Origin of the sequence: Hydrogenophaga luteola (assembly GCF_042648585.1) — a bacterium.
In the GTDB taxonomy this organism is placed as follows: Bacteria; Pseudomonadota; Gammaproteobacteria; order Burkholderiales; family Burkholderiaceae_C; genus Hydrogenophaga; species Hydrogenophaga luteola.
This window is the reverse complement of record NZ_JBHRXX010000007.1, coordinates 704,044-723,361: the sequence shown is the minus strand read 5'-3', so window position 1 is coordinate 723,361 and position 19,318 is coordinate 704,044. Positions and strand designations below refer to the sequence as shown.

Genomic DNA, 19,318 nt, shown 5'->3' with positions numbered 1-19,318 from the left:
GCTGCGATCTGAATTCTGTCATTGTGAACGCAGAACCTGATCAATACACTTTTTGGCATGACAACCTCTGCCCTGGATGCGCTCCACCGATCGCTCGACGAGCACCTCGATTCGGGACGCTTTCTCGCCGAACTGGGCCGCCGCGTGGCCCTGGCCACCGAGAGCGACACCGGCGGCACGCCGCCTCTGGCGCTGGGTGAATACCTGGAGGCAGAAATTGCCGCCAGCCTGCGCCCGGCCGGCTTCGGGTGCACCACCTTCCCCAACCCCGATCCGCGCGGCGGCCCGCTTCTCGTGGCCCGGCGCATCGAAGACCCGGCCCTGCCCACAGTGCTGACCTACGGCCATGGCGACGTGGTCAGCGGACAGGACGGGCGCTGGTCCGCCGGCCGTTCGCCCTGGCGGCTCAGCGATGAAGACGGTCGCTGGTACGGCCGCGGCACCGCCGACAACAAAGGGCAGCACACGGTCAACCTCGCAGCCCTGCTGCACACGCTGCGCGCCCGCAGCGGGCGGCTGGGCTACAACGTGACGGTGCTGATGGAGACCGGCGAAGAGGCTGGCTCGCCCGGCCTGGCTGCGTTCTGCGAGCAGCAGCGTGCGTTGCTCACGGCCGACCTGTTCCTGGCCTGCGACGGCCCGCGCGTCGCGGCCGACCGCCCCACCCTGTTCCTCGGCTCGCGCGGCGCCGTCAACTTCACGCTCAGCCTTCAGGCGCGCGAACGCGGCGCCCATTCCGGCAACTGGGGTGGCGTGCTGTCCAACCCGGCCACGGTGCTGGCCCACGCCTGGGCCTGCCTGGTCGACGCGGGGGGCCGCATTCGCGTGCCCGAGCTGCGCCCCGACGGCGTGCCGGCCGACATACGCGCCACGCTGGACGGCGTGCCGGTAGGGGGCGCACCCGACGACCCGGTGCCCACACCCGGCTGGGGCGAGCCCGGCCTGAGCGCCATCGAGCGCCTGGTGGCCTGGAACACACTGGAGGTCCTGGCCTTCGGCGCCGGTGCACCCCAGCGACCAGTCAACGCCATTCCGGCGTCAGCCACCCTGGCCGGACAGCTGCGTTTCGTGGTCGGCACCCCCTGGGAGGACCTGGCTGCCATCCTCCGCCGGCACCTGGATGCCGCGGGCTTCGCCGATGTCGAGGTCCGCATCGACGCGTCCGCACCCGCCACCCGGCTGCCGCTGGACCACCCCTGGGTCGGCTGGGCGCGGCAGACGCTCTCGCGCAGCGCCGGCCAGCCGGTGGCTGTGCTGCCCAACCTGGCGGGCACCCTGCCCAACCACCTCTTCGCCCACACCCTGGGCCTGCCCACCCTCTGGGTGCCGCACTCGCACCCGGCCTGCGCCCAGCACGCGCCCGACGAGCACATGCTCGCCAGCGTCGCCCGCGAAGGACTGCACCTGATGGGCGACCTGTACTGGGCCCTGGGCGAGCCCGGCGCGCCCTGGTTCGCGCGCCCCTGATCATCCCTCTTCAAAACCAACCCACGGAGTCCGCCATGTCGCACCCCACCCGCCGCACCGCCCTGCTGGCTGCTGCAGCCGCCGCCAGCAGCTTTGCCTTCCCCACGGCATTCGCGCAGGCCTGGCCTTCGCGGGCCATCAAGCTCATCGTGCCCTTCCCTGCCGGCGGCGGCACCGACATCGTCGCCCGTCTGCTGGCCGAGCGGCTGGGCCAGGCCCTGGGCCAGAGCGTGGTGGTTGACAACCGGCCCGGTGCGGGCACCGCCATCGGTGCTGCGGCCGTGGCCGGCGCGGCGGCCGACGGCCACACCCTGCTGTTCTCCGGCTCGACCACCTTCACCGTCAACCCGGCCGTGCGTCGCAACCTCAGCTACGACCCGTTCAAGCAGCTGCAGCCGCTGGGCCTGGTGGCCCGAGCGCCGCTGGTGGTGGTGACCGCCGCCAATGGGCCGTACGCCGACCTGCCCCAACTGCTGGCGGCCGCGAAGGATCGGCCGGGCGAGCTGAACTACGCCACCTTCGGCGTCGGCACCGGGCCGCACCTGGTCGGCGAGATGCTGGCCTACACGCGCAGCGCCCGGATGACGGCCGTGCCCTACAAGGGCAGCGCCGACGCGCTCGTGGGCATCCTGCGCGGCGACGTGCAAATGGGGGTGGACACACTGGCCTCGGCCAAGGGCCAGATCGACCAGGGCAAGCTGCGTGCGCTGGCGGTGATCAGCGAAAGACGTACGCCGCTGATGCCGCAGGTGCCTTCGCTCGGCGAACTGGGTCTGGGCTACGCGCTGTTCGACGCCTGGTATGCGCTGGCCGCCCCGGCTGGTTTGGAACCCGCGGTGGCGACACGGCTGGAAAAGACTTTGGCCACCATCGCGGCCGACGCCGACTTCCGGCAGAAGCTGTCGCAGCAGTCCATGGACGGCGACTGGCTCGCACCCGCCGGCCTGAAGGCCATGATGGACCGGGAAGTGACGCGCTACCGCGCGGCGGTCGCGCGCTCGGGAATTCCCCAGAGCTGAGCGGCACTCAGTCTTCGGCAGAGTCCTCGTCGTCGTCGAGCACCGCATCAGCCCCCGCACCGATGATCTTGCCGCCGATGCGGGCGGTACCCACAGCGGCGTCCACCGCCAGCCCGGCCACGCCCACCACCGCCGAGGCCGCGACGTCGGCCACCGCGATCACCGCGCAGCCGCCCAGCAGAGGCAGGGACAGCACCAGGGCACCGAACAGGCGCCAGCGGCGGGCATAAAGATCGGAACGCAGGGGCGGCACAGAGGTCATCGCGGCAAGGTCTGGGTAGGAAGGCGCAGAGAATACCTGCTTCCACCATGGCCCGTCCGCCGAAAAACCCCCTGATCCCGACCCGCGAGGGCGTTTCGCCCAGTTGCGTGGCGCTGCCGCTGCTGCCCGCGAGCGAGCGCCGGTGGCCCACGCTGCTGGACTTCCTGGCCGAGCGCCTGCCCGCGGTGGACCGCGGCGCCTGGCAACAGCGCCTGTCCGACGGCCAGGTGCTGGACGACCACGGCCAGCCGGTGCGCGCCACCGACACCTACCGGGGCGGCGGCCGGTTGTACTACTGGCGTGCGCTGGACGACGAGCCGGAGGTCCCGTTCACTGCCACGGTGCGGTTCCAGGACGCGCACCTGCTGGTGGTCGACAAGCCGCACTTCCTGCCTGTCACCCCCACCGGCCGCTTCGTGCGCCAGAGCCTGCTGGTGCGGCTCAAGCAGGCCACCGGCATCGACACGCTCAGCCCGATCCACCGCATCGACCGCGAAACTGCGGGCCTGGTGGTGTTCAGCCTGCGCCCGCAGGACAGAGGCGCCTACCAGGCGCTGTTCCGCGAGCGCACCGTGGACAAGGTCTACGAGGCCATTGCACCGATGGATCCTGCAGTGGCGCTGCCCCGGATACACCGGAGCCACATGGCCGAAGACCCCGCAGCGTTCTATCGCATGACCGAAGTGGATGGTGAACCCAACAGCGAAACCGCCATCGCCCTGCTGGAACGGCGCGGCGCCTGGGCGCGCTACAAGCTGGAACCCGTCACCGGCAAACGCCACCAGCTGCGCGTGCACATGGCCGCGCTGGGCCTGCCGCTGGCGGGCGACCAGTTCTACCCGCGCGTGCGGCGCGGGCCGGGGGAATCGGAGGACTTTGCGGACCCGCTGCGCCTGCTGGCGCGGGCCATCGCCTTCAACGACCCGGTGACGGGCGAGTCGCGGCGGTTTGAAAGCGGGCTGGACCTCGAATGGCCCAGCCCAGGCTGAGGTTCACAGCTTCTCAGAAACCCAGGCCTGCACCGACGCCAGCGCCTTCGGCAGGCCCGACGCATCGGTGCCACCGGCCATCGCCATGTCGGGCTTGCCGCCGCCCTTGCCGCCCACCTGCTGGGCCACGAAGTTCACCAGCTCGCCGGCCTTGATCTTGCCGATGCTGTCGGCCGTCACGCCCGCGGCCAGCTGCACCTTCCCGCCGTCCACCGCAGCCAGCACGATGGCGGCGGTCTTGAGCTTGTCCTTGAGCTTGTCCATGGTTTCGCGCAGGGCCTTGGCGTCGGCGCCGGCCAGGGTCGCGGCCAGCACCTTGATGCCCTTGACGTCCACCGCCTGGTTCACCAGCTCGTCGCCCTGGGCCGAGGCGAGCCGGCTCTTGAGCGCGTTCATTTCCTTTTCCAGCTCGCGCATCTGGTCCAGCAGCGCGCCCACGCGCGCCGGCACCTCGGCGGGAGCCACCTTGAGCGTGCCGGCCACACCGCCCAGCGTCTCTTCCATGCCCTGCACGTAGCGCAGCGCGGTCAGCCCGGTGGTGGCCTCCACGCGGCGCACGCCGGCGGCCACGCCGCCTTCGGCGGTGATGGTGAAGAAGCCGATGTCGCCCGTGGCCTTCACGTGGGTGCCGCCGCACAGTTCGCGGCTGCTGCCGATGTCCAGCACGCGCACGGTGTCGCCGTACTTCTCGCCGAACAGCATCATGGCGCCCGTCTTCTGGGCCGATTCGATGTCCATCACGCGCGCCTGGGTCGGCGCGTTGGCGACGATCTCCACGTTGACGCGGCGCTCGATCTCGCGGATCTGATCGTCGGTCACCGGCGCATTGTGGGTGAAGTCGAAGCGCGTCTTCTCGGCATCGACCAGCGAACCCTTCTGCTGCACGTGCGTGCCCAGCACCTCGCGCAGGGCCTTGTGCATCAGGTGGGTGACCGAGTGGTTCCTCATGGTCGCGGCGCGCTGGTCGAGGTTGACCGATGCGGTGACCGTGTCGCCCACGGCCAGCGTGCCCTGTTCCACCGCCCCGTGGTGGCCGAACACGTCGGCCTTGATCTTCTGCGTGTCGCCGACAGCAAATCGGGCGGAACCGCTGGTGATGACACCTTCGTCACCGACCTGGCCACCGCTCTCGGCGTAGAACGGCGTGGTGTCCAGCACCACGACGCCTTGCTGGCCGGCCTTGAGGTCGGCCACGGGCGTACCATCCAGGTACAGCGCCACCACCTTGGCCGGCGCCTCCAGCGTGTCGTAGCCGACAAAGGTGTTGCCGGCGCCGGTGTATTCCAGCGCCTTGTCCATCTTGAACTTGCCGGCCGCGCGGCCCTTGGCCTTCTGCGCTTCCATGGCGGCATGGAAACCGGCTTCGTCCACCGACAGGCCACGCTCGCGGCAGACGTCGCCCGACAGGTCGAGCGGGAAACCGTAGGTGTCGTGCAGCTTGAAGGCCACGTCGCCCGGCAGCACCTTGGCTCCGTCGGCCAGCGCGGCGTCGAGGATTTCCATGCCGTTGGCCAGCGTCTCGTAGAAGCGCTCTTCCTCGGCCTTGAGCACCTCGATGATGCGCTGCGCCTGCGAAGCCATGTTGGGGTAGGCCTCACCCATCATCTTCACCAGGTCGGGCACCAGCTTGTGGAAGAACGGCGTCTTCTGGCCCAGCTTGTAGCCGTGGCGGATGGCGCGGCGGATGATGCGGCGCTGCACGTAGCCGCGGCCTTCGTTGCTGGGGATCACACCGTCGCTGATCAGGAACGAGGTGGCGCGGATGTGGTCGGCGATCACCTTCAGCGAGGGGTTGGCGAGGTCGGCGGTGCCGGTTTCACGAGCGGCCGCCTTGATCAGCGCATCGAAGATGTCGATCTCGTAGTTGCTGTGCACGTGCTGCAGGATGGCGGCCAGGCGCTCGAGGCCCATGCCGGTGTCCACGCAAGGCGCGGGCAGCGGCGTGACCGAGCCGTCTTCCTTCATGTCGAACTGCATGAACACGTTGTTCCAGATCTCGATGAAGCGGTCGCCATCTTCGTCCGGGCTGCCCGGGGGGCCGCCAGGGATTTCGGGGCCGTGGTCGTAGAAGATCTCCGAGCAAGGGCCGCAGGGCCCTGTGTCGGCCATCATCCAGAAGTTGTCGCTCTTGTAGCGGCCGCCCTTGTTGTCGCCGATGCGGATCACGCGCTCGGGCGGCAGGCCGATTTCCTTGGTCCAGATGTCGTAGGCCTCGTCGTCCTCGGCGTAGACCGTGGCCAGCAGGCGCTCGGGCGGCAGCTTGTAGACCTGTGTCAGCAGTTCCCAGGCCCACTTCAGGCTTTCGCGCTTGAAGTAGTCGCCGAAGGACCAGTTGCCCAGCATCTCGAAGAAGGTGTGGTGGCGAGCGGTGTAACCCACGTTTTCCAGGTCGTTGTGCTTGCCACCGGCGCGCAGGCAGGCTTGCACGGACGCGGCGCGCACGTAGCTGCGCTTGTCGGTGCCCAGGAACACGTCCTTGAACTGCACCATGCCGCTGTTGGTGAACATCAGCGTCGGGTCGTTGCCCGGCACCAGCGGGCTGGACGCCACCACGGTGTGGCCCTTGGAGGCGAAGAAGTCCAGGAAGGTCTTGCGGATGTCGGCGACGGAAGCAACGGCGGGGACGGTCATGGTGGCCTGTCTGAGGAGGTTGTCGGTGGGCGGCGCCGGCGGACGCGGGCGCTCAACCCATTGGTTTACGGGCGCGAAGCCCGCTATTTTCGCGCAAACGGCGCGATCACCCGGCGTGGCGGTGGTCGCTGAGGAAGCTCAGCACGCGGGGATCGTCGGTGAAGGCGACGTTGAAGCGGAACCAGGGACTGGGCTGCAGCTCGGGGTCGAACAGGTGGCCGGGGCCGAGCAGGATGTCCTGTTCGGCCGCCTGGTAGGCCAGTTCGGTGGCGTTCTGGATGTCCGGGTGGCGCGCCCAGAGGAACATGCCGGCCTTGGGCTCGCAGAACAGATCAAAACCCAGGCTTTCCAGCGCCTGGCCTACCCGCTGGTGCGCCTGGGCCAGCCGCTCGCGCAGGCCGCGCAGGTGCTTGCGCCAGCGACCATCCACCAGGGCGCCATAGGCCAGGCGCTCGCTGAATTCGGACGAGGTCAGGCCCGAGATCATCTTGAGCTGGGCGAAGTCCTCCAGCAGATCCGGCGGCGCGGCCATGTAGCCCACGCGGATGTTGGGCGAGATGGTTTTGGAGAAGCTGCTGATGTAGACCACGCGCTGCAGCTGGTCCAGGCTGGCCAGCGAAGGCCGCGGCTCGGGGTCGAGGTCGGCGTAGATGTCGTTCTCAACCACGGTGAACTGGTGCTGCTCGGCCAGCAGCACCACGCGGTGCAGGTGCGCCAGGTTCGCCACCGAGCCGGTCGGGCTCTGGAGGCGCGGCTGGGTGAAGAAGACTTTGGGCTGGTGCTCCTTGACCAGCGCCTCCAGCGCCGCCAGGTCGTAGCCCTCGGGCGTGCGCGGCACGCCGATCAGGCGCGCGCCCAGGAAGCGCAGCGAGAACAGCATGTTCGGGTAGCCCGGGTCGTCCACCAGCACCGCATCGCCAGGCCGAATCAGGCGGCGCGCCACCAGGTCCATGGCCTGGCTGGAGCCCTGGGTGAGCAGCACCTGGTCGGCGCTGACCGCGATCTCCTGCTCCGCCAGCAGGTCCCGCACCAGCTGGCGCAGCGGCATGAAGCCCTTGGGCTCGCCGTAACCGCCCAGGTCGACGTTCTCGGCCGCCAGGGTGCGCAGGCTGCGCCGCATGCCCTCCTCGAACAGCCAGTCGCCCGGCAGCCAGCCGCAGCCGGGTTTCATGCGCAGCGCCCGCGCCTCGAACACGCGGCGCAGGTACCACATGGAATCGAAGTTGTAGTTGGCCGCTTCGGCCGGCGCGCCGTTGGACGCCACCCGGGCCAGCGCATCCCGCTGGCGCACGAAAAAGCCCGAATGCGGGCGCGAAACGAAGTAACCCAGGGCCACCAGGCGGTCGTAGGCGTCGACAACTGTATAGGTGCTGACACCGTGCGCGTGCGCAAACTGGCGGATGGACGGGGCCTTGGAGCCGGGGCGCAGCCCCCCGCCCTGGATGGCGGCGCGGAAACCCTCGACGATCTGCACCACCAGCGGGGTCGCGCCTTTCGGGTTAAGGGAAAACATGGGCGAGGGGAAGTGGGGTTTGTCTGTACTGGCCGACAGGGCTATACAGTGCATCGCTGTGCAGCCGGTGTCTGTATATGTTAGCCGCCGCCTTTGGCGCCTACAGTGCGCCCCAGTCTGAAATCTCTTCACGAATGGAGCCCTGCATGCAACGCGAACCCCACTTCACCAACGCCGCCCTGATGGCCCGTCGCCGCGCCGCCCTGCCCAACGGGCTGGGCCAGGGCTTCGAAATCTTCGCCGACCGCGCCGAAGGCGCCGAGGTCTGGGACGTGGAGGGCCGCCGCTACATCGACTTCGCCGGTGGCATCGCAGTGCTCAACACGGGCCACCGCCACCCGGCGCTGGTCAAGGCCGTGGCCGAGCAGCTCGACCGTTTCACCCACACCTGCTTCCAGGTGCTGGCCTACGAGTCCTATGTGGAACTGGCCGAAAAGCTCAACGCCATGGCACCGGGCAACTTCGCCAAGAAAAGCTTCTTCCTGACCACCGGCGCCGAAGCCGTTGAAAACGCCGTCAAGGTGGCCCGCGCCTACACCAAGCGCTCGGCCGTCATCGCCTTCGGTGGCGGCTTCCACGGCCGCACCCTGATGGGCATGGCGCTCACCGGCAAGGTCGCGCCGTACAAGGCCGGTTTCGGTCCCTTCCCGGCCGAGGTGTTCCACGCCAAGTTCCCCAACCCTCTGCACGGCGTGAGCGAAGACGACGCCATCGCCTCGGTGGAAGCCCTGTTCAAGTACGACGTGGAAGCGTCGCGCGTGGCCGCCATCATCCTGGAGCCAGTGCAAGGCGAAGGCGGTTTCTACGCCGCCTCGCCCGCCTTCGCGAAGCGCCTGCGCGCCCTGTGCGACCAGCACGGCATCCTGCTGATCGCCGACGAAGTGCAGACCGGCGCCGGCCGCACTGGCACCTGGCTGGCTTGCGAGCAGTGGGGCGTGGCGCCCGACGTGATCACCATGGCCAAGTCGCTGGCAGGTGGCATGCCGCTGTCGGCGGTGATCGGCAAGGCCGAAGTGATGGACGCTGCGGCCGTGGGTGGCCTGGGTGGCACCTACGCGGGCAACCCGCTGGCCTGCGCTTCCGCGCTGGCCGTGATCGACACCTTCGAGAAGGAAAACCTGCTGGAGCGCAGCCGCGCTGTGGGCGAGCGTCTGACCAGCCGCCTCAAGGCGCTGCAGGCCCAGCACAACTGCATCGCCGAAGTGCGCGGCCTGGGCGCCATGGTAGCCATCGAGCTGTGCAAGAACGGCGACCCGCACCAGCCCGACGCCGACCTGACCAAGCGCATGGTGGCCGAGGCGCAGAAGCGTGGCCTGATCCTGCTGAGCTGCGGTGTGTACGCCAACGTGATCCGTGTGCTGGTGCCGCTGGTGGCCAGCGACGCCCTGCTCGACGAGGGTCTGGACATCATGGCCGCCGCCCTGGCCGCTGCTGCTCAATGAACCTCGACGCTCCCCGCCCGCTCGCGGGTGTTCGTGTACTCGACCTGTCGCGCGTGCTGGCCGGTCCCTGGGCGGGCCAGATGCTGGCCGACTACGGCGCCGAGGTGCTCAAGGTCGAGCGCCCGGGCGCGGGTGACGACACCCGCACCTGGGGACCGCCCTGGTGGGGCGAAGGCGATGCACGCGTGGCCGCGTACTTCGTCTGCGCCAACCGTGGCAAGCGCTCGGTGGCGATCGACATCGCCTCGCCCGAGGGCATCCAGACCGTGCGCGAGCTGGCGCGCGAGGCGGACGTGCTCATTGAAAACTACAAGGTCGGCCAGCTGGCGCGCTACGGTCTGGACGCGGTGAGCCTGCAGGCCATCAACCCGCGCCTCATCTACTGCTCCATCACCGGCTACGGCCAGACCGGACCGCTGGCCCACAAGGCCGGCTACGACTTCGCCATCCAGGCCGAAGGCGGCCTGATGAGCATCACCGGCAACAAGGACGAGGAGCCGCAGAAAGTGGGCGTTGCGGTCACCGACCTGATGACCGGCGTGTACGCCACCACCGCCATCCTCGCCGCCCTGCACGAGCGCGCGCGCACCGGCCAGGGCCGGGTGATTGATGCCGCGCTGTTCGATGTGCAGGTGGCCATGCTCGCCAACCAGGCCAGCAACCAGCTCATCGGGAACAAGACCCCGACGCGCATGGGCAATGCGCATCCGAACATCGTGCCGTACCAAGTGTTTCCCACGCGCGATGGCCACATGGTGCTGGCCGTGGGCAACGATGGCCAGTTCGCCAAGTTCTGCGATGCCGCCGGACAGCCCGCAGTCTCGCGCGACGCGCGCTTCTCCACCAACCCGGCGCGCGTCGAACACAGGACCACGCTGGTGCCGCTGATCACCGGCTGGACGATGACCAAAGACACCGCCGAATGGGTGGCGCTGCTCGACCAGGCGGGTGTGCCCTGCGCACCGATTCTTGACATTGCTCAAGTCATGGCGCATCCGCATGTCGCGGCGCGCGGAATGACGCTACAACCGCACGACGCACAGACCCCGCCCATGGTCGCCAACCCCATGCTGTTCGACGGTCAGCGCCCGGTCGCCGACCTGCCACCGCCCGCACTGGACGCACATCAGGCACGGTGGTTGCATACATCCAAATGATCCGCCCGCCGGGCCTGTTCTTTCACACCAACAAGCGTTCATGACCACCAGCTCCGCACTTGTCACCTTCACCGGTGTGCAGAAAACCTACGACGGCCACACCCTGGTGGTGCGCGACCTCAACCTCGAGATCCAGAAGGGGGAATTCCTCTCGCTGCTGGGCCCGTCCGGCTCGGGCAAGACCACCACGCTGATGATGCTCGCCGGCTTCGAGTCGCCGACCTCGGGAGAGATCGCGCTGAATGGCGTGCCCATCACGCGCACCCCGCCGCACAAGCGCAACTTCGGCATGGTGTTCCAGAACTACGCACTGTTCCCGCACATGACGGTGGCCGACAACATCGCCTACCCGCTGACGGTGCGCAAGCTCGACAGGAACGAGATCGACACCAAGGTCAAGCGCGCGCTGGACATGGTGCAGATGGGCCACATGGGCCAGCGTTATCCGTCGCAGATGTCCGGCGGCCAGCAACAGCGGGTGGCCCTGGCGCGTGCGCTGGTGTTCGACCCGCAGCTGGTGCTGATGGACGAGCCGCTGGGCGCGCTGGACAAGCAGCTGCGCGAGCACATGCAGATCGAGCTCAAGGCCCTGCACCGCAGCCTGGGCGTGACCTTCGTCTACGTGACGCACGACCAGAGTGAGGCGCTGACCATGTCCGACCGTGTGGCCGTTTTCAACGAAGGCGTGATCCAACAGATCGACGCGGTGGACCGCCTCTACGAGACGCCGGCCAACCGCTTTGTCGCCGGCTTCGTGGGCGACAACTCGGTGCTCGATGCGCGCGTGATCCAGAACAACGGCGACACCTGCGAGGTGCAGCTGGCCGACGGCACGCACCTGCACGGCGTCAACGTCAACCATGCCCAGGTCGGCGATGCTGTGCAGTGCAGCGTGCGGCCCGAGCGCATCGCCGTGGTGGATGCCGGCCACAGCGCCGGCAACCGCGTGACCGCGACGATCTCCGACGTGATCTATTTCGGCGACCACCTGCGCCTGCGCTGCCAGGTGCCCGAACAACCCGAGATGAGCGTCAAGGTGCCGCTGCAGCACCTGGGCCATATGCAGGCCGGACACACTGTCCAGTTGCACCTGCCCCAGACCCATCTGCGTGTCTACCGCTGACCTGTTTCGGTATCCCGTTCCCCGTTCCCCTGTCCCCCAACCCATGGAGAAACTCCAGATGAAACTCAAACCCGTCCTGATTGCCGTGGCCGCTCTCGTGGCACTGCCTGCCATGGCCCAGAACCTGACCGTGGTGAACTTCGGCGGTGCCAACGGCGCCGCCCAGAAGAAGGCCTACTTCGAGCCCTTCGAGAAGGCCGGCGGCAAGATCACCGCGGTCGAATACAACGGCGAACAGGCCAAGATCAAGGCCATGGTCGAAGCCAAGAAGGTCACCTGGGACGTGGTGGAAGTCGAGAGCCCGGACCTGAGCCGCGGCTGCGACGAAGGCCTGTTCGAGAAGCTGGACTGGGCCAAGATCGGCAACAAGGCCGACTTCCAGAAGGCCGCCGTGCACGAGTGCGGTGTGGGCACGTTCGTGTGGTCCACCGTGATGGCCTACGACGGCGACAAGCTCAAGACCGCCCCGACCACCTGGGCCGACTTCTGGGACGTCAAGAAATTCCCGGGCAAGCGCGGCATGCGCAAGGGCGCCCGCTACAACCTCGAATTCGCCCTGATGGCCGACGGCGTCAAGCCCGCCGACGTCTACAAGGTGCTGGCCACCAAGGACGGTGCCGAGCGCGCCTTCAAGAAGATGACCGAGCTCAAGCCGAACATCCAGTGGTGGGAAGCCGGCGCACAGCCGCCCCAGTTCCTGGTCGCCGGTGACGTGGCCATGACCACCGCGTACAACGGCCGCATCGACGCCGCCCAGCGCGAAGGCAAGAACCTCAAGATCACCTGGACCGGCGGCATCTACGACCTGGACTACTGGGTCATGCCCAAGGGCACTCCCAACAAGGACGCCGCCCTGAAGTTCATCGCGCTGGCCAGCTCGGCCGATGCGCAGGCCGAGTACGCCAAGAACATCAGCTACGGCCCGACCAACAACAAGGCGCTGGCCAAGCTGGACGCCAAGGTGCTGGGCATGCTGCCAACCTCGCCTGCGAACAGCAAGGACGCGCTGCAGTTCAACGTCGGTTTCTGGGCCGACCAGGGTGAAGCCCTGGAGAAGCGCTTCTCGGCCTGGGCAGCGCAATGATGATGGCCGGCGGAACCCTGGACCTGGCCACGCAGCTGCGCCGCGCCGAGCGGCGCCGCAAGCAGCGCGCGGTGGCGCTCACGCTGCCGCTGCTGGCCTTTCTGGTCGTGTTTTTCCTGGTTCCGCTGGCATCGCTGCTGGTGCGGGCGGTGGAGAATCCCGAAGTCGCCGACGCCCTGCCCCGCACGGGGCAGGCGCTGGCCGGCTGGGATCGAAACAGCCCGCCCGACGCCGCCGCCTACGCGGCGGTGATTGCCGATCTGTCGGCGATCGAGGACACCGCGCAGGCCGGCGTGCTGGCGCGGCGCCTCAACAGCGAAGTCCCCGGCGGACGTTCGCTGGTCATGGGCACCTACCGCGCCGTGCAATCCGAAGACTCGGGCTTCAAGGAGCTGATGCCCGACCAGGCCAAGGCCAAACTGATCGAGCACGACGCACGTTGGGAAGAACTGCCCTACTGGCAGGCCATTGCCCAGAACAGCTCGCGCTGGACACCCGACTACCTGCTGGCCGCGGTCGACCTCAAGCGCACGCCGCAGGGCGACATCGTGCGCGTGGCCGACGACGAGGCCGCCTTCTCCGACATCCTGGGCCGCACCTTCCAGATGAGCGCGGTCGTCACCTTCTTCTGCCTGCTGCTGGCCTATCCGCTGGCCTACTGGCTCTCGACCTTGCCCGAGCGCAAGGCCAACGTGATGCTGATCCTGGTGCTGCTGCCGTTCTGGACCTCGGTGCTGGTGCGCATTGCCGCCTGGATCGTGCTGCTGCAGAACAACGGCCTGGTCAACCGCTTCTTCATGTGGATCGGCCTGACCGATACGCCGATCCCGCTGCTGTTCAACCGGGTGGGGGTGATCATCGCGATGGTGCACATCCTGCTGCCGTTCGCCATCCTGCCGCTCTACAGCGTCATGAAATCGGTGCCGCCCAACTACCTGCGCGCCGCCATCTCGCTAGGCAGCGCGCCATTCGCGGCGTTCGTGCGCGTCTACCTGCCGCAGACCTACCCGGGCGTCGCTGCGGGCGGTCTGCTGGTCTTCATCACCAGCATCGGCTACTACGTCACCCCAGCCCTGCTGGGCGGCGCGGGCGACCAGATGCTCAGCTACTACGTCGCTCAGTACACCAACGTCGAGGTCAACTGGGGCATGGCCTGCGCGCTCGGCGGCGTGCTGCTGACCACCACGCTGATCCTGTATTCGATCTACCGCAAGGTCTCGAAGGCCGAGCTGAGCCTCGGTTGAGCGGGAGTCCAAGATGTTCAAACTGCCCGACTTTCCTGCCTACTACACCCTGCTCGACAAGCTCGGCTGGCTCGCCCTGCGTGCCGGAGGCCTGGCCGTGCTGGCTTTCCTGCTGCTGCCGGTGATCGTCATCATCCCGCTGTCGTTCAGCGACTCGTCCTTCCTCGCCTACCCCATCGAAGGCTGGTCCCTGCGCTGGTACGAGGAAATGTTCCACTCGGACGACTGGATCCGCGCCACCAAGAACAGCTTCATCGTCGCGCCGCTGGCCACGCTGCTGGCGACCACGCTGGGCACGCTGGCCGCCATGGGCCTGGCCAACACCAAGTTCATGGGCAAAGGCTTCATCACCGGCCTGCTGATCTCGCCCATGGTGGTGCCCATCGTCGTGGTCGGCGTCAGCGCCTACCTGTACTTCGCGCGCTGGGGACTGAACGACTCCTACCTGGGCCTGGTGATCGTGCACGCCGCGCTGGGCGCCCCCTTCGTGGTGACCACGGTACTGGCGACGCTGCAGAGCTTCAACCACAACCTGGTCAAGGCCAGCCTGAGCCTGGGCGCCAGCCCGCTGGAAACCTTCTTCCGCGTCACGCTGCCCGTCATCGCGCCGGGTGTGATCTCGGGCGCGCTGTTCGCGTTCGCGACCTCGTTCGACGAGGTGGTCGTCACCCTGTTCCTGGCCGGCCCCGAGCAAGTGACGCTGCCGCGCCAGATGTTCACCGGCATCCGCGAAAACATCTCGCCCACCATCGCTGCCGTCGCCACGCTGCTGATCCTGTTCACCACTGCGCTGATGCTGACGCTGGAATGGCTGCGCGGCCGCAGGAAATAACGGATGACCTTCACCACCGACACCACCCTCACCGGACAACACGTCCGCCTGGTGCCCCTGCGCCCCGAGCACCACGACGACCTGGTCGAGGCGGTGCGCGACGGCGAGCTCTGGAAGCTCTGGTACACCGCCATCCCCGCGCCCGAGGGCATGGCCGCCGAGATCCAGCGCCGACTGGGTCTGCAGAAGGCGGGCAGCATGCTGCCGTTTGCCGTGCTCGACCCGAGTGGCAAGGCCGTGGGCATGACCACCTACATGAACATCGACGCCGCCAACCGCCGCGTCGAGATCGGCTCCACCTGGTACCGCAAAGCCGTGCAGCGCAGCGCACTCAACACCGAGGCCAAGCGCCTGCTGCTGGCCCATGCCTTCGAGACGCTGGACTGCATCGCTGTGGAGTTCCGCACCCACTGGTTCAACCACGCCAGCCGCCGCGGCATCGAGCGCCTGGGCGCCAAGCTCGACGGTGTGCTGCGCAGCCACCAGATCAACCGCCATCCGGACGCCCACGGCGCACTGCGTGACACCTGTGTCTACAGCATCGTGGCCAGCGAGTGGCCTTCCGTGAAAGCCCATCTGGATTTCCAGTTGAGCAAACCCCGGACCTGATCCATGACCGACACCACCAGCTTCAACCAGCCGCTGGGCGGCAATGAGATGCCGCGCTTCGGCGGTCTGGCCAGCATGATGCGGCTGCCCGTCGCGAGCTCCGCCGCCGGGCTGAACGCCGGTTTCATCGGCGTACCGCTGGACATCGGCACCAGCCACCGGCCCGGCGCCCGCTTCGGCCCGCGCCAGATCCGCGCCGAGTCCTGCCTGATCCGCCCCTACAACATGGCGACCGGCGCCGCTCCGTTCGACGCGCTGCAGGTGGCCGACCTTGGTGACGTGCCCATCAACACCTACAACCTGCTGAAATCGGTGGACATCATCGAGCAGCACTACAAGCCGGTCATCGAGGCCGGCTGCATCCCCCTCACGCTGGGCGGCGACCACACCATCGCCCTGCCCATCCTGCGCGCGATGAAGGCCCAGCACGGTCCGGTGGCGCTGATTCACGTGGACGCCCACGCCGACGTGAACCCAGACATGTTCGGCGAGCGCATCGCCCACGGCACGCCCTTCCGCCGCGCGGTGGAAGAAGGCCTGCTGATCGGCGACAAGGTCTGGCAGATCGGTCTGCGCGGCAGCGGCTACTCGGCCGAAGACTTCGACTGGCCGCGCCAGCAGGGCTTCACCATCGTGCCGGCGCACGAGATCTGGTGGCAGTCGCTGGCGCCGCTGATGGCCGACATCCGGGCCAAGATCGGCCCCGACACGCCCACCTACCTCAGTTTCGACATCGACGGCATCGACCCGGCCTACGCAGGCGGCACCGGAACGCCCGAGATCGGCGGCCTGAACGTGCCGCAGGCGCTGGAGATCGTGCGGGGCTGCCGCGGCCTGAACCTGGTCGGCTGCGACCTGGTCGAAGTCTCGCCCGCCTACGACACCAGCGGCAACACCGCGCTGCTGGGCGCCAACCTGCTGTTCGAGATGCTGTGCGTGTTGCCCGGTGTGGCGTACCGCTGAACCCCTGTTCTGAACCGGAAAAACCGATGAGCCGCCCCCAAGCCGTCCCCACCGTTCAAATCGACAACGACCGCGTGATCGTCACCGAATGGCGTTTTGCGCCCGGAGCCGAGACCGGTTGGCACCGCCATGCGCACGACTACGTGGTCGTTCCCATGACCGGCGGGGAGCTGCTGCTGGAGACCCCGGAGGGCAACCGCACAGCCCCGTTGGCGCCTGGGCAGTCCTACACCCGCAACATCGGTGTGGAGCACAACGTCATCAACCCCACCGAACACGAGGTCGTGTTTGTGGAAATCGAAATGCGCTGACGCCAAGCCCATGCCTCTTTCCAGACTCCTCCTGCTGCTGGCCCTCGCGGTCCCCACTCTGGCCTCGGCCCAGAACCAACCCCTCGTGATCGCCAACTTCGGTGGCGCCAACGGCAAGGCGCAGGAAGTGGCCTTCCTCAAGCCCTTCACCCAGGCCAGCAAGGTGCCGGCCAAGGGCGTCGAGTACGACGGCGACCTCGGCCCGGTGCGCAAGATGATCCAGGCGCGCAAGGTAGACTGGGATGTGGTGGAGGTCGAATCCTCCGAACTGACCACCGGCTGCAAGGAGGGCCTGTTCGAGCCCGTCGACAAGAGCAAGCTGCCGCACGCGTCCATGCTGCTGGCCGGCAGCGTGCAGGAATGCGGTGTCGGCGCCTTCGTGTGGTCCACGGTGATGGCCTACAACAGTGCCACGCTCAAGACCGCACCGCGCAGCTGGGCCGATTTCTGGGACGTGAAGAAATTCCCCGGCAAGCGCGCCATGCGCAAGGGCGCGCGCTACAACCTCGAATTCGCTCTGATGGCCGACGGTGTGTACCGCCGCGACGTGTACAGCCTGCTGGCCACCGAGCCGGGGCTGCAGCGCGCACTGGCCAAGCTGCAGCAGCTCAAACCCCACATCGTCTGGTGGGAGTCCGGCTCGCAGCCGCCCAAGATGCTGGCCGCCGACGAGGTGGTGATGAGCACCGCCTACAACGGCCGCATCTCGGCCGCAGTGGCCGATGGCGCCCCGCTGTTGACGGTGTGGACCGACGCCATCTACGACATCGACTACTGGGCCATCGTCAAGGGCTCACCCCGGGCCGAACAGGCGCGCGCCTTCGTGAACTTCGCCACCACCGACTCGGCCCAGCTCGCGTTCTCGCGCGAGATCACCTACGGCCCGACCCACTACAACGCCATACTGCAGTACGACAACGGCCGCAAGCGCGTGGTGGACGACGCCCACCTGATCGATCTGTCGATGGCGCCCAGCGACCTGCCCTCGGCCCCCGGGAACCTGCGCCGTTCACTGGGCTTCAACCCGACGTTCTGGGTGGGCAATGGCGCGCAGCTGGAAAAGCGGTTCGCTGAAGCGCTGAAATAGAACTCGCAACGAATCCCGACCGCCGACAGGGCCATGCGCCCAGGTCGGCAATTGTTTAACAAGTTAAATAAAATACGTCCCAACCCATCCAAGGAGACCGCATGGACATGAAGACCTCCCCCCTGGCCCTGCTCAAGGACCCGACCCTGCTCAAGACCGACGCGCTGATCAACGGCGAATGGGTCCAGGGTGCCAGCCGCTTCGACGTGAACGACCCTGCCACCGGGCAGAAGCTTGCCGACGTGGCCAACCTCGGCCCGGCCGACGCCGAGAAGGCGATTGCGGCCGCGAACGCGGCATGGGCCGGCTGGAAAAACAAGACAGCCAAGGAGCGCAGCATCATCCTGCGCAAGTGGTTCGACCTGCTGATGGCCAACCAGGACGACCTGGGCCGCCTGATGACCGCCGAGCAGGGCAAGCCGCTGGCCGAGGCCAAGGGCGAAGTCGCCTACGGCGCCAGCTTCGTCGAGTGGTTTGCCGAAGAAGCCAAGCGCGTCAACGGCGAGACCCTGCCGCAGTTCGACAACAACCGCCGCCTGATGGTGCTCAAGCAGCCCATCGGCGTCTGCGCGGCCATCACGCCCTGGAACTTCCCGCTGGCCATGATCACGCGCAAGGTCGCGCCCGCGCTGGCGGCCGGCTGCCCGGTGGTCATCAAGCCCGCGGAACTGACCCCGCTGACCGCCCTGGCCGCGGCCGAGCTGGCGATCCGCGCCGGCATCCCGGCCGGTGTGCTCAACATCGTCACCGCCGACGACCAGAACTCCATCGCCGTGGGCAAGGTGCTGTGCGCCTCCGACGTGGTGCGCCACATCAGCTTCACCGGCTCCACCGAAGTCGGCCGCATCCTGATGGCGCAGAGCGCCCCCACGGTCAAGAAGATGTCGCTGGAGCTGGGCGGCAACGCGCCCTTCATCGTGTTCGACGACGCCGACATCGACTCGGCCGTCGAAGGCGCCTTCGCCAGCAAGTACCGCAACGCCGGCCAGACCTGTGTCTGCTCCAACCGCCTGTACGTGCAGGAAGGCGTGTACGACCAGTTCGTCGAGAAGTTCGCTGCCAAGGTCAAGACCGCCAAGGTCGGCAACGGTTTCGAGGACGGCGTGAACCAGGGTCCGCTGATCGAAGAAGCCGCGCTGCAGAAGGTCGAGCGCCACGTCGCCGACGCACAGGCCAAAGGCGGCCGCGTGCTGGTGGGCGGCAAGCGCCTGGACGGCCAGTTCTTCGAACCCACGGTGGTGGCCGACGCCACGGCCGACATGCTGTGCGCACGCGAAGAGACCTTCGGCCCCTTCGCCCCGGTGTTCAAGTTCAAGACCGAGCAGGAAGCCATCGACGCCGCGAACAACACCGAGTTCGGCCTGGCCAGCTACTTCTACAGCCGCGACATCGGCCGCATCACCCGCGTGAGCGAGGCGCTGGAGTACGGCATGGTGGGCGTCAACGTCGGTATCCTGGCGACCGAGCACGTGCCGTTTGGCGGTGTCAAGCAGTCGGGCCTGGGCCGCGAAGGCAGCCACTACGGCATGGACGACTACGTCGAGATCAAGTACGTCTGCGTGGGCGACATCCTCAAGTAAACTAC

The 19,318-nt window shown here is 67.8% G+C and carries 17 protein-coding genes; 14 read left to right on the top strand and 3 right to left on the bottom strand.

Annotated features, from left to right (window positions below; genetic code table 11):
* Nucleotides 1-57 precede the first annotated feature (57 nt).
* On the top strand, nt 58-1,467 hold the full coding sequence (locus ACFOPI_RS18200; protein ID WP_382176919.1) for a M20 family metallopeptidase: 1,410 nt from the start codon (nt 58-60) through the stop codon (nt 1,465-1,467).
* A gap of 35 nt (nt 1,468-1,502) precedes the next feature.
* Nucleotides 1,503-2,486 (top strand): Bug family tripartite tricarboxylate transporter substrate binding protein, encoded by a 984-nt coding sequence (locus tag ACFOPI_RS18195; RefSeq protein WP_382176917.1) that lies wholly within the window; start codon nt 1,503-1,505, stop codon nt 2,484-2,486.
* Between the two features lie 7 nt (nt 2,487-2,493).
* Here the strand turns inward: ACFOPI_RS18195 and ACFOPI_RS18190 are convergent, their stop codons facing one another.
* Nucleotides 2,494-2,748, bottom strand: a complete 255-nt coding sequence (locus ACFOPI_RS18190) for a hypothetical protein (protein WP_382176914.1) — start codon at nt 2,746-2,748, stop codon at nt 2,494-2,496.
* A gap of 47 nt (nt 2,749-2,795) precedes the next feature.
* Here ACFOPI_RS18190 and ACFOPI_RS18185 point away from each other — a divergent pair, with 47 nt between their 5' ends.
* Complete coding sequence (locus tag ACFOPI_RS18185) at nt 2,796-3,737, top strand: pseudouridine synthase (RefSeq protein WP_382176911.1); 942 nt, start codon at nt 2,796-2,798, stop codon at nt 3,735-3,737.
* A gap of 3 nt (nt 3,738-3,740) precedes the next feature.
* Here ACFOPI_RS18185 and alaS read toward each other — a convergent pair whose 3' ends face one another.
* A complete protein-coding gene (gene alaS, locus ACFOPI_RS18180) occupies nt 3,741-6,368 on the bottom strand; it encodes an alanine--tRNA ligase (RefSeq protein WP_382176908.1) in 2,628 nt (875 codons plus the stop codon).
* A gap of 106 nt (nt 6,369-6,474) precedes the next feature.
* A complete protein-coding gene (locus ACFOPI_RS18175; RefSeq protein ID WP_382176905.1) occupies nt 6,475-7,881 on the bottom strand; it encodes an aminotransferase-like domain-containing protein in 1,407 nt (468 codons plus the stop codon).
* A gap of 146 nt (nt 7,882-8,027) precedes the next feature.
* On the opposite strand from ACFOPI_RS18175, the gene gabT reads away from it, so the two are divergent.
* The 11 genes from gabT (at nt 8,028) to ACFOPI_RS18120 (ending at nt 19,313) form a co-directional block, all read left to right on the top strand.
* Complete coding sequence (gabT, locus tag ACFOPI_RS18170) at nt 8,028-9,323, top strand: 4-aminobutyrate--2-oxoglutarate transaminase (protein WP_382176902.1); 1,296 nt, start codon at nt 8,028-8,030, stop codon at nt 9,321-9,323.
* Nucleotides 9,320-10,480, top strand: coding sequence for a CaiB/BaiF CoA transferase family protein (locus ACFOPI_RS18165; protein WP_382176900.1), 1,161 nt, complete (start codon nt 9,320-9,322; stop codon nt 10,478-10,480). Before gabT ends, ACFOPI_RS18165 begins: the two co-directional genes overlap by 4 nt.
* A gap of 40 nt (nt 10,481-10,520) precedes the next feature.
* Entirely contained in the window at nt 10,521-11,603 is a 1,083-nt protein-coding gene (locus tag ACFOPI_RS18160; RefSeq protein ID WP_382176897.1) for an ABC transporter ATP-binding protein, read from the top strand.
* Between the two features lie 58 nt (nt 11,604-11,661).
* Entirely contained in the window at nt 11,662-12,687 is a 1,026-nt protein-coding gene (locus tag ACFOPI_RS18155) for an ABC transporter substrate-binding protein (protein ID WP_382176894.1), read from the top strand.
* Nucleotides 12,687-13,931, top strand: a complete 1,245-nt coding sequence (locus ACFOPI_RS18150; protein ID WP_382176891.1) for an ABC transporter permease — start codon at nt 12,687-12,689, stop codon at nt 13,929-13,931. The genes ACFOPI_RS18155 and ACFOPI_RS18150 overlap by 1 nt, the downstream gene beginning before the upstream one ends.
* Nucleotides 13,932-13,944: 13 nt before the next feature.
* Nucleotides 13,945-14,763, top strand: a complete 819-nt coding sequence (locus tag ACFOPI_RS18145; RefSeq protein WP_382176888.1) for an ABC transporter permease — start codon at nt 13,945-13,947, stop codon at nt 14,761-14,763.
* A 3-nt stretch (nt 14,764-14,766) separates the two neighbouring features.
* Nucleotides 14,767-15,372 carry a GNAT family N-acetyltransferase gene (locus tag ACFOPI_RS18140; protein ID WP_382176885.1) on the top strand — a complete coding sequence of 202 codons (606 nt, stop codon included), beginning with the start codon at nt 14,767-14,769 and terminating at the stop codon, nt 15,370-15,372.
* Between the two features lie 3 nt (nt 15,373-15,375).
* Nucleotides 15,376-16,335 (top strand): agmatinase, encoded by a 960-nt coding sequence (gene speB / locus ACFOPI_RS18135; protein ID WP_382176883.1) that lies wholly within the window; start codon nt 15,376-15,378, stop codon nt 16,333-16,335.
* A 26-nt stretch (nt 16,336-16,361) separates the two neighbouring features.
* Nucleotides 16,362-16,646, top strand: coding sequence for a cupin domain-containing protein (locus tag ACFOPI_RS18130; RefSeq protein WP_382176880.1), 285 nt, complete (start codon nt 16,362-16,364; stop codon nt 16,644-16,646).
* 10 nt (nt 16,647-16,656) lie between these two features.
* Nucleotides 16,657-17,733 (top strand): ABC transporter substrate-binding protein, encoded by a 1,077-nt coding sequence (locus ACFOPI_RS18125; protein ID WP_382176877.1) that lies wholly within the window; start codon nt 16,657-16,659, stop codon nt 17,731-17,733.
* A 101-nt stretch (nt 17,734-17,834) separates the two neighbouring features.
* Nucleotides 17,835-19,313 carry an NAD-dependent succinate-semialdehyde dehydrogenase gene (locus tag ACFOPI_RS18120; protein ID WP_382176874.1) on the top strand — a complete coding sequence of 493 codons (1,479 nt, stop codon included), beginning with the start codon at nt 17,835-17,837 and terminating at the stop codon, nt 19,311-19,313.
* Nucleotides 19,314-19,318 lie beyond the last annotated feature (5 nt).

Bases quoted from the DNA above. Each gene is read 5' to 3' on its own strand.
- ACFOPI_RS18145 (WP_382176888.1), top strand. From the start codon at position 13,945: ATGTTCAAACTGCCCGACTTTCCTGCCTACTACACCCTGCTCGACAAG.
- ACFOPI_RS18140 (WP_382176885.1), top strand. From the start codon at position 14,767: ATGACCTTCACCACCGACACCACCCTCACCGGACAACACGTCCGCCTG.
- alaS (WP_382176908.1), bottom strand. From the start codon at position 6,368: ATGACCGTCCCCGCCGTTGCTTCCGTCGCCGACATCCGCAAGACCTTC.
- ACFOPI_RS18130 (WP_382176880.1), top strand. From the start codon at position 16,362: ATGAGCCGCCCCCAAGCCGTCCCCACCGTTCAAATCGACAACGACCGC.
- ACFOPI_RS18155 (WP_382176894.1), top strand. From the start codon at position 11,662: ATGAAACTCAAACCCGTCCTGATTGCCGTGGCCGCTCTCGTGGCACTG.
- ACFOPI_RS18175 (WP_382176905.1), bottom strand. From the start codon at position 7,881: ATGTTTTCCCTTAACCCGAAAGGCGCGACCCCGCTGGTGGTGCAGATC.
- speB (WP_382176883.1), top strand. From the start codon at position 15,376: ATGACCGACACCACCAGCTTCAACCAGCCGCTGGGCGGCAATGAGATG.
- ACFOPI_RS18195 (WP_382176917.1), top strand. From the start codon at position 1,503: ATGTCGCACCCCACCCGCCGCACCGCCCTGCTGGCTGCTGCAGCCGCC.
- ACFOPI_RS18190 (WP_382176914.1), bottom strand. From the start codon at position 2,748: ATGACCTCTGTGCCGCCCCTGCGTTCCGATCTTTATGCCCGCCGCTGG.
- gabT (WP_382176902.1), top strand. From the start codon at position 8,028: ATGCAACGCGAACCCCACTTCACCAACGCCGCCCTGATGGCCCGTCGC.
- ACFOPI_RS18120 (WP_382176874.1), top strand. From the start codon at position 17,835: ATGGACATGAAGACCTCCCCCCTGGCCCTGCTCAAGGACCCGACCCTG.
- ACFOPI_RS18125 (WP_382176877.1), top strand. From the start codon at position 16,657: ATGCCTCTTTCCAGACTCCTCCTGCTGCTGGCCCTCGCGGTCCCCACT.
- ACFOPI_RS18165 (WP_382176900.1), top strand. From the start codon at position 9,320: ATGAACCTCGACGCTCCCCGCCCGCTCGCGGGTGTTCGTGTACTCGAC.
- ACFOPI_RS18185 (WP_382176911.1), top strand. From the start codon at position 2,796: ATGGCCCGTCCGCCGAAAAACCCCCTGATCCCGACCCGCGAGGGCGTT.
- ACFOPI_RS18160 (WP_382176897.1), top strand. From the start codon at position 10,521: ATGACCACCAGCTCCGCACTTGTCACCTTCACCGGTGTGCAGAAAACC.
- ACFOPI_RS18150 (WP_382176891.1), top strand. From the start codon at position 12,687: ATGATGGCCGGCGGAACCCTGGACCTGGCCACGCAGCTGCGCCGCGCC.
- ACFOPI_RS18200 (WP_382176919.1), top strand. From the start codon at position 58: ATGACAACCTCTGCCCTGGATGCGCTCCACCGATCGCTCGACGAGCAC.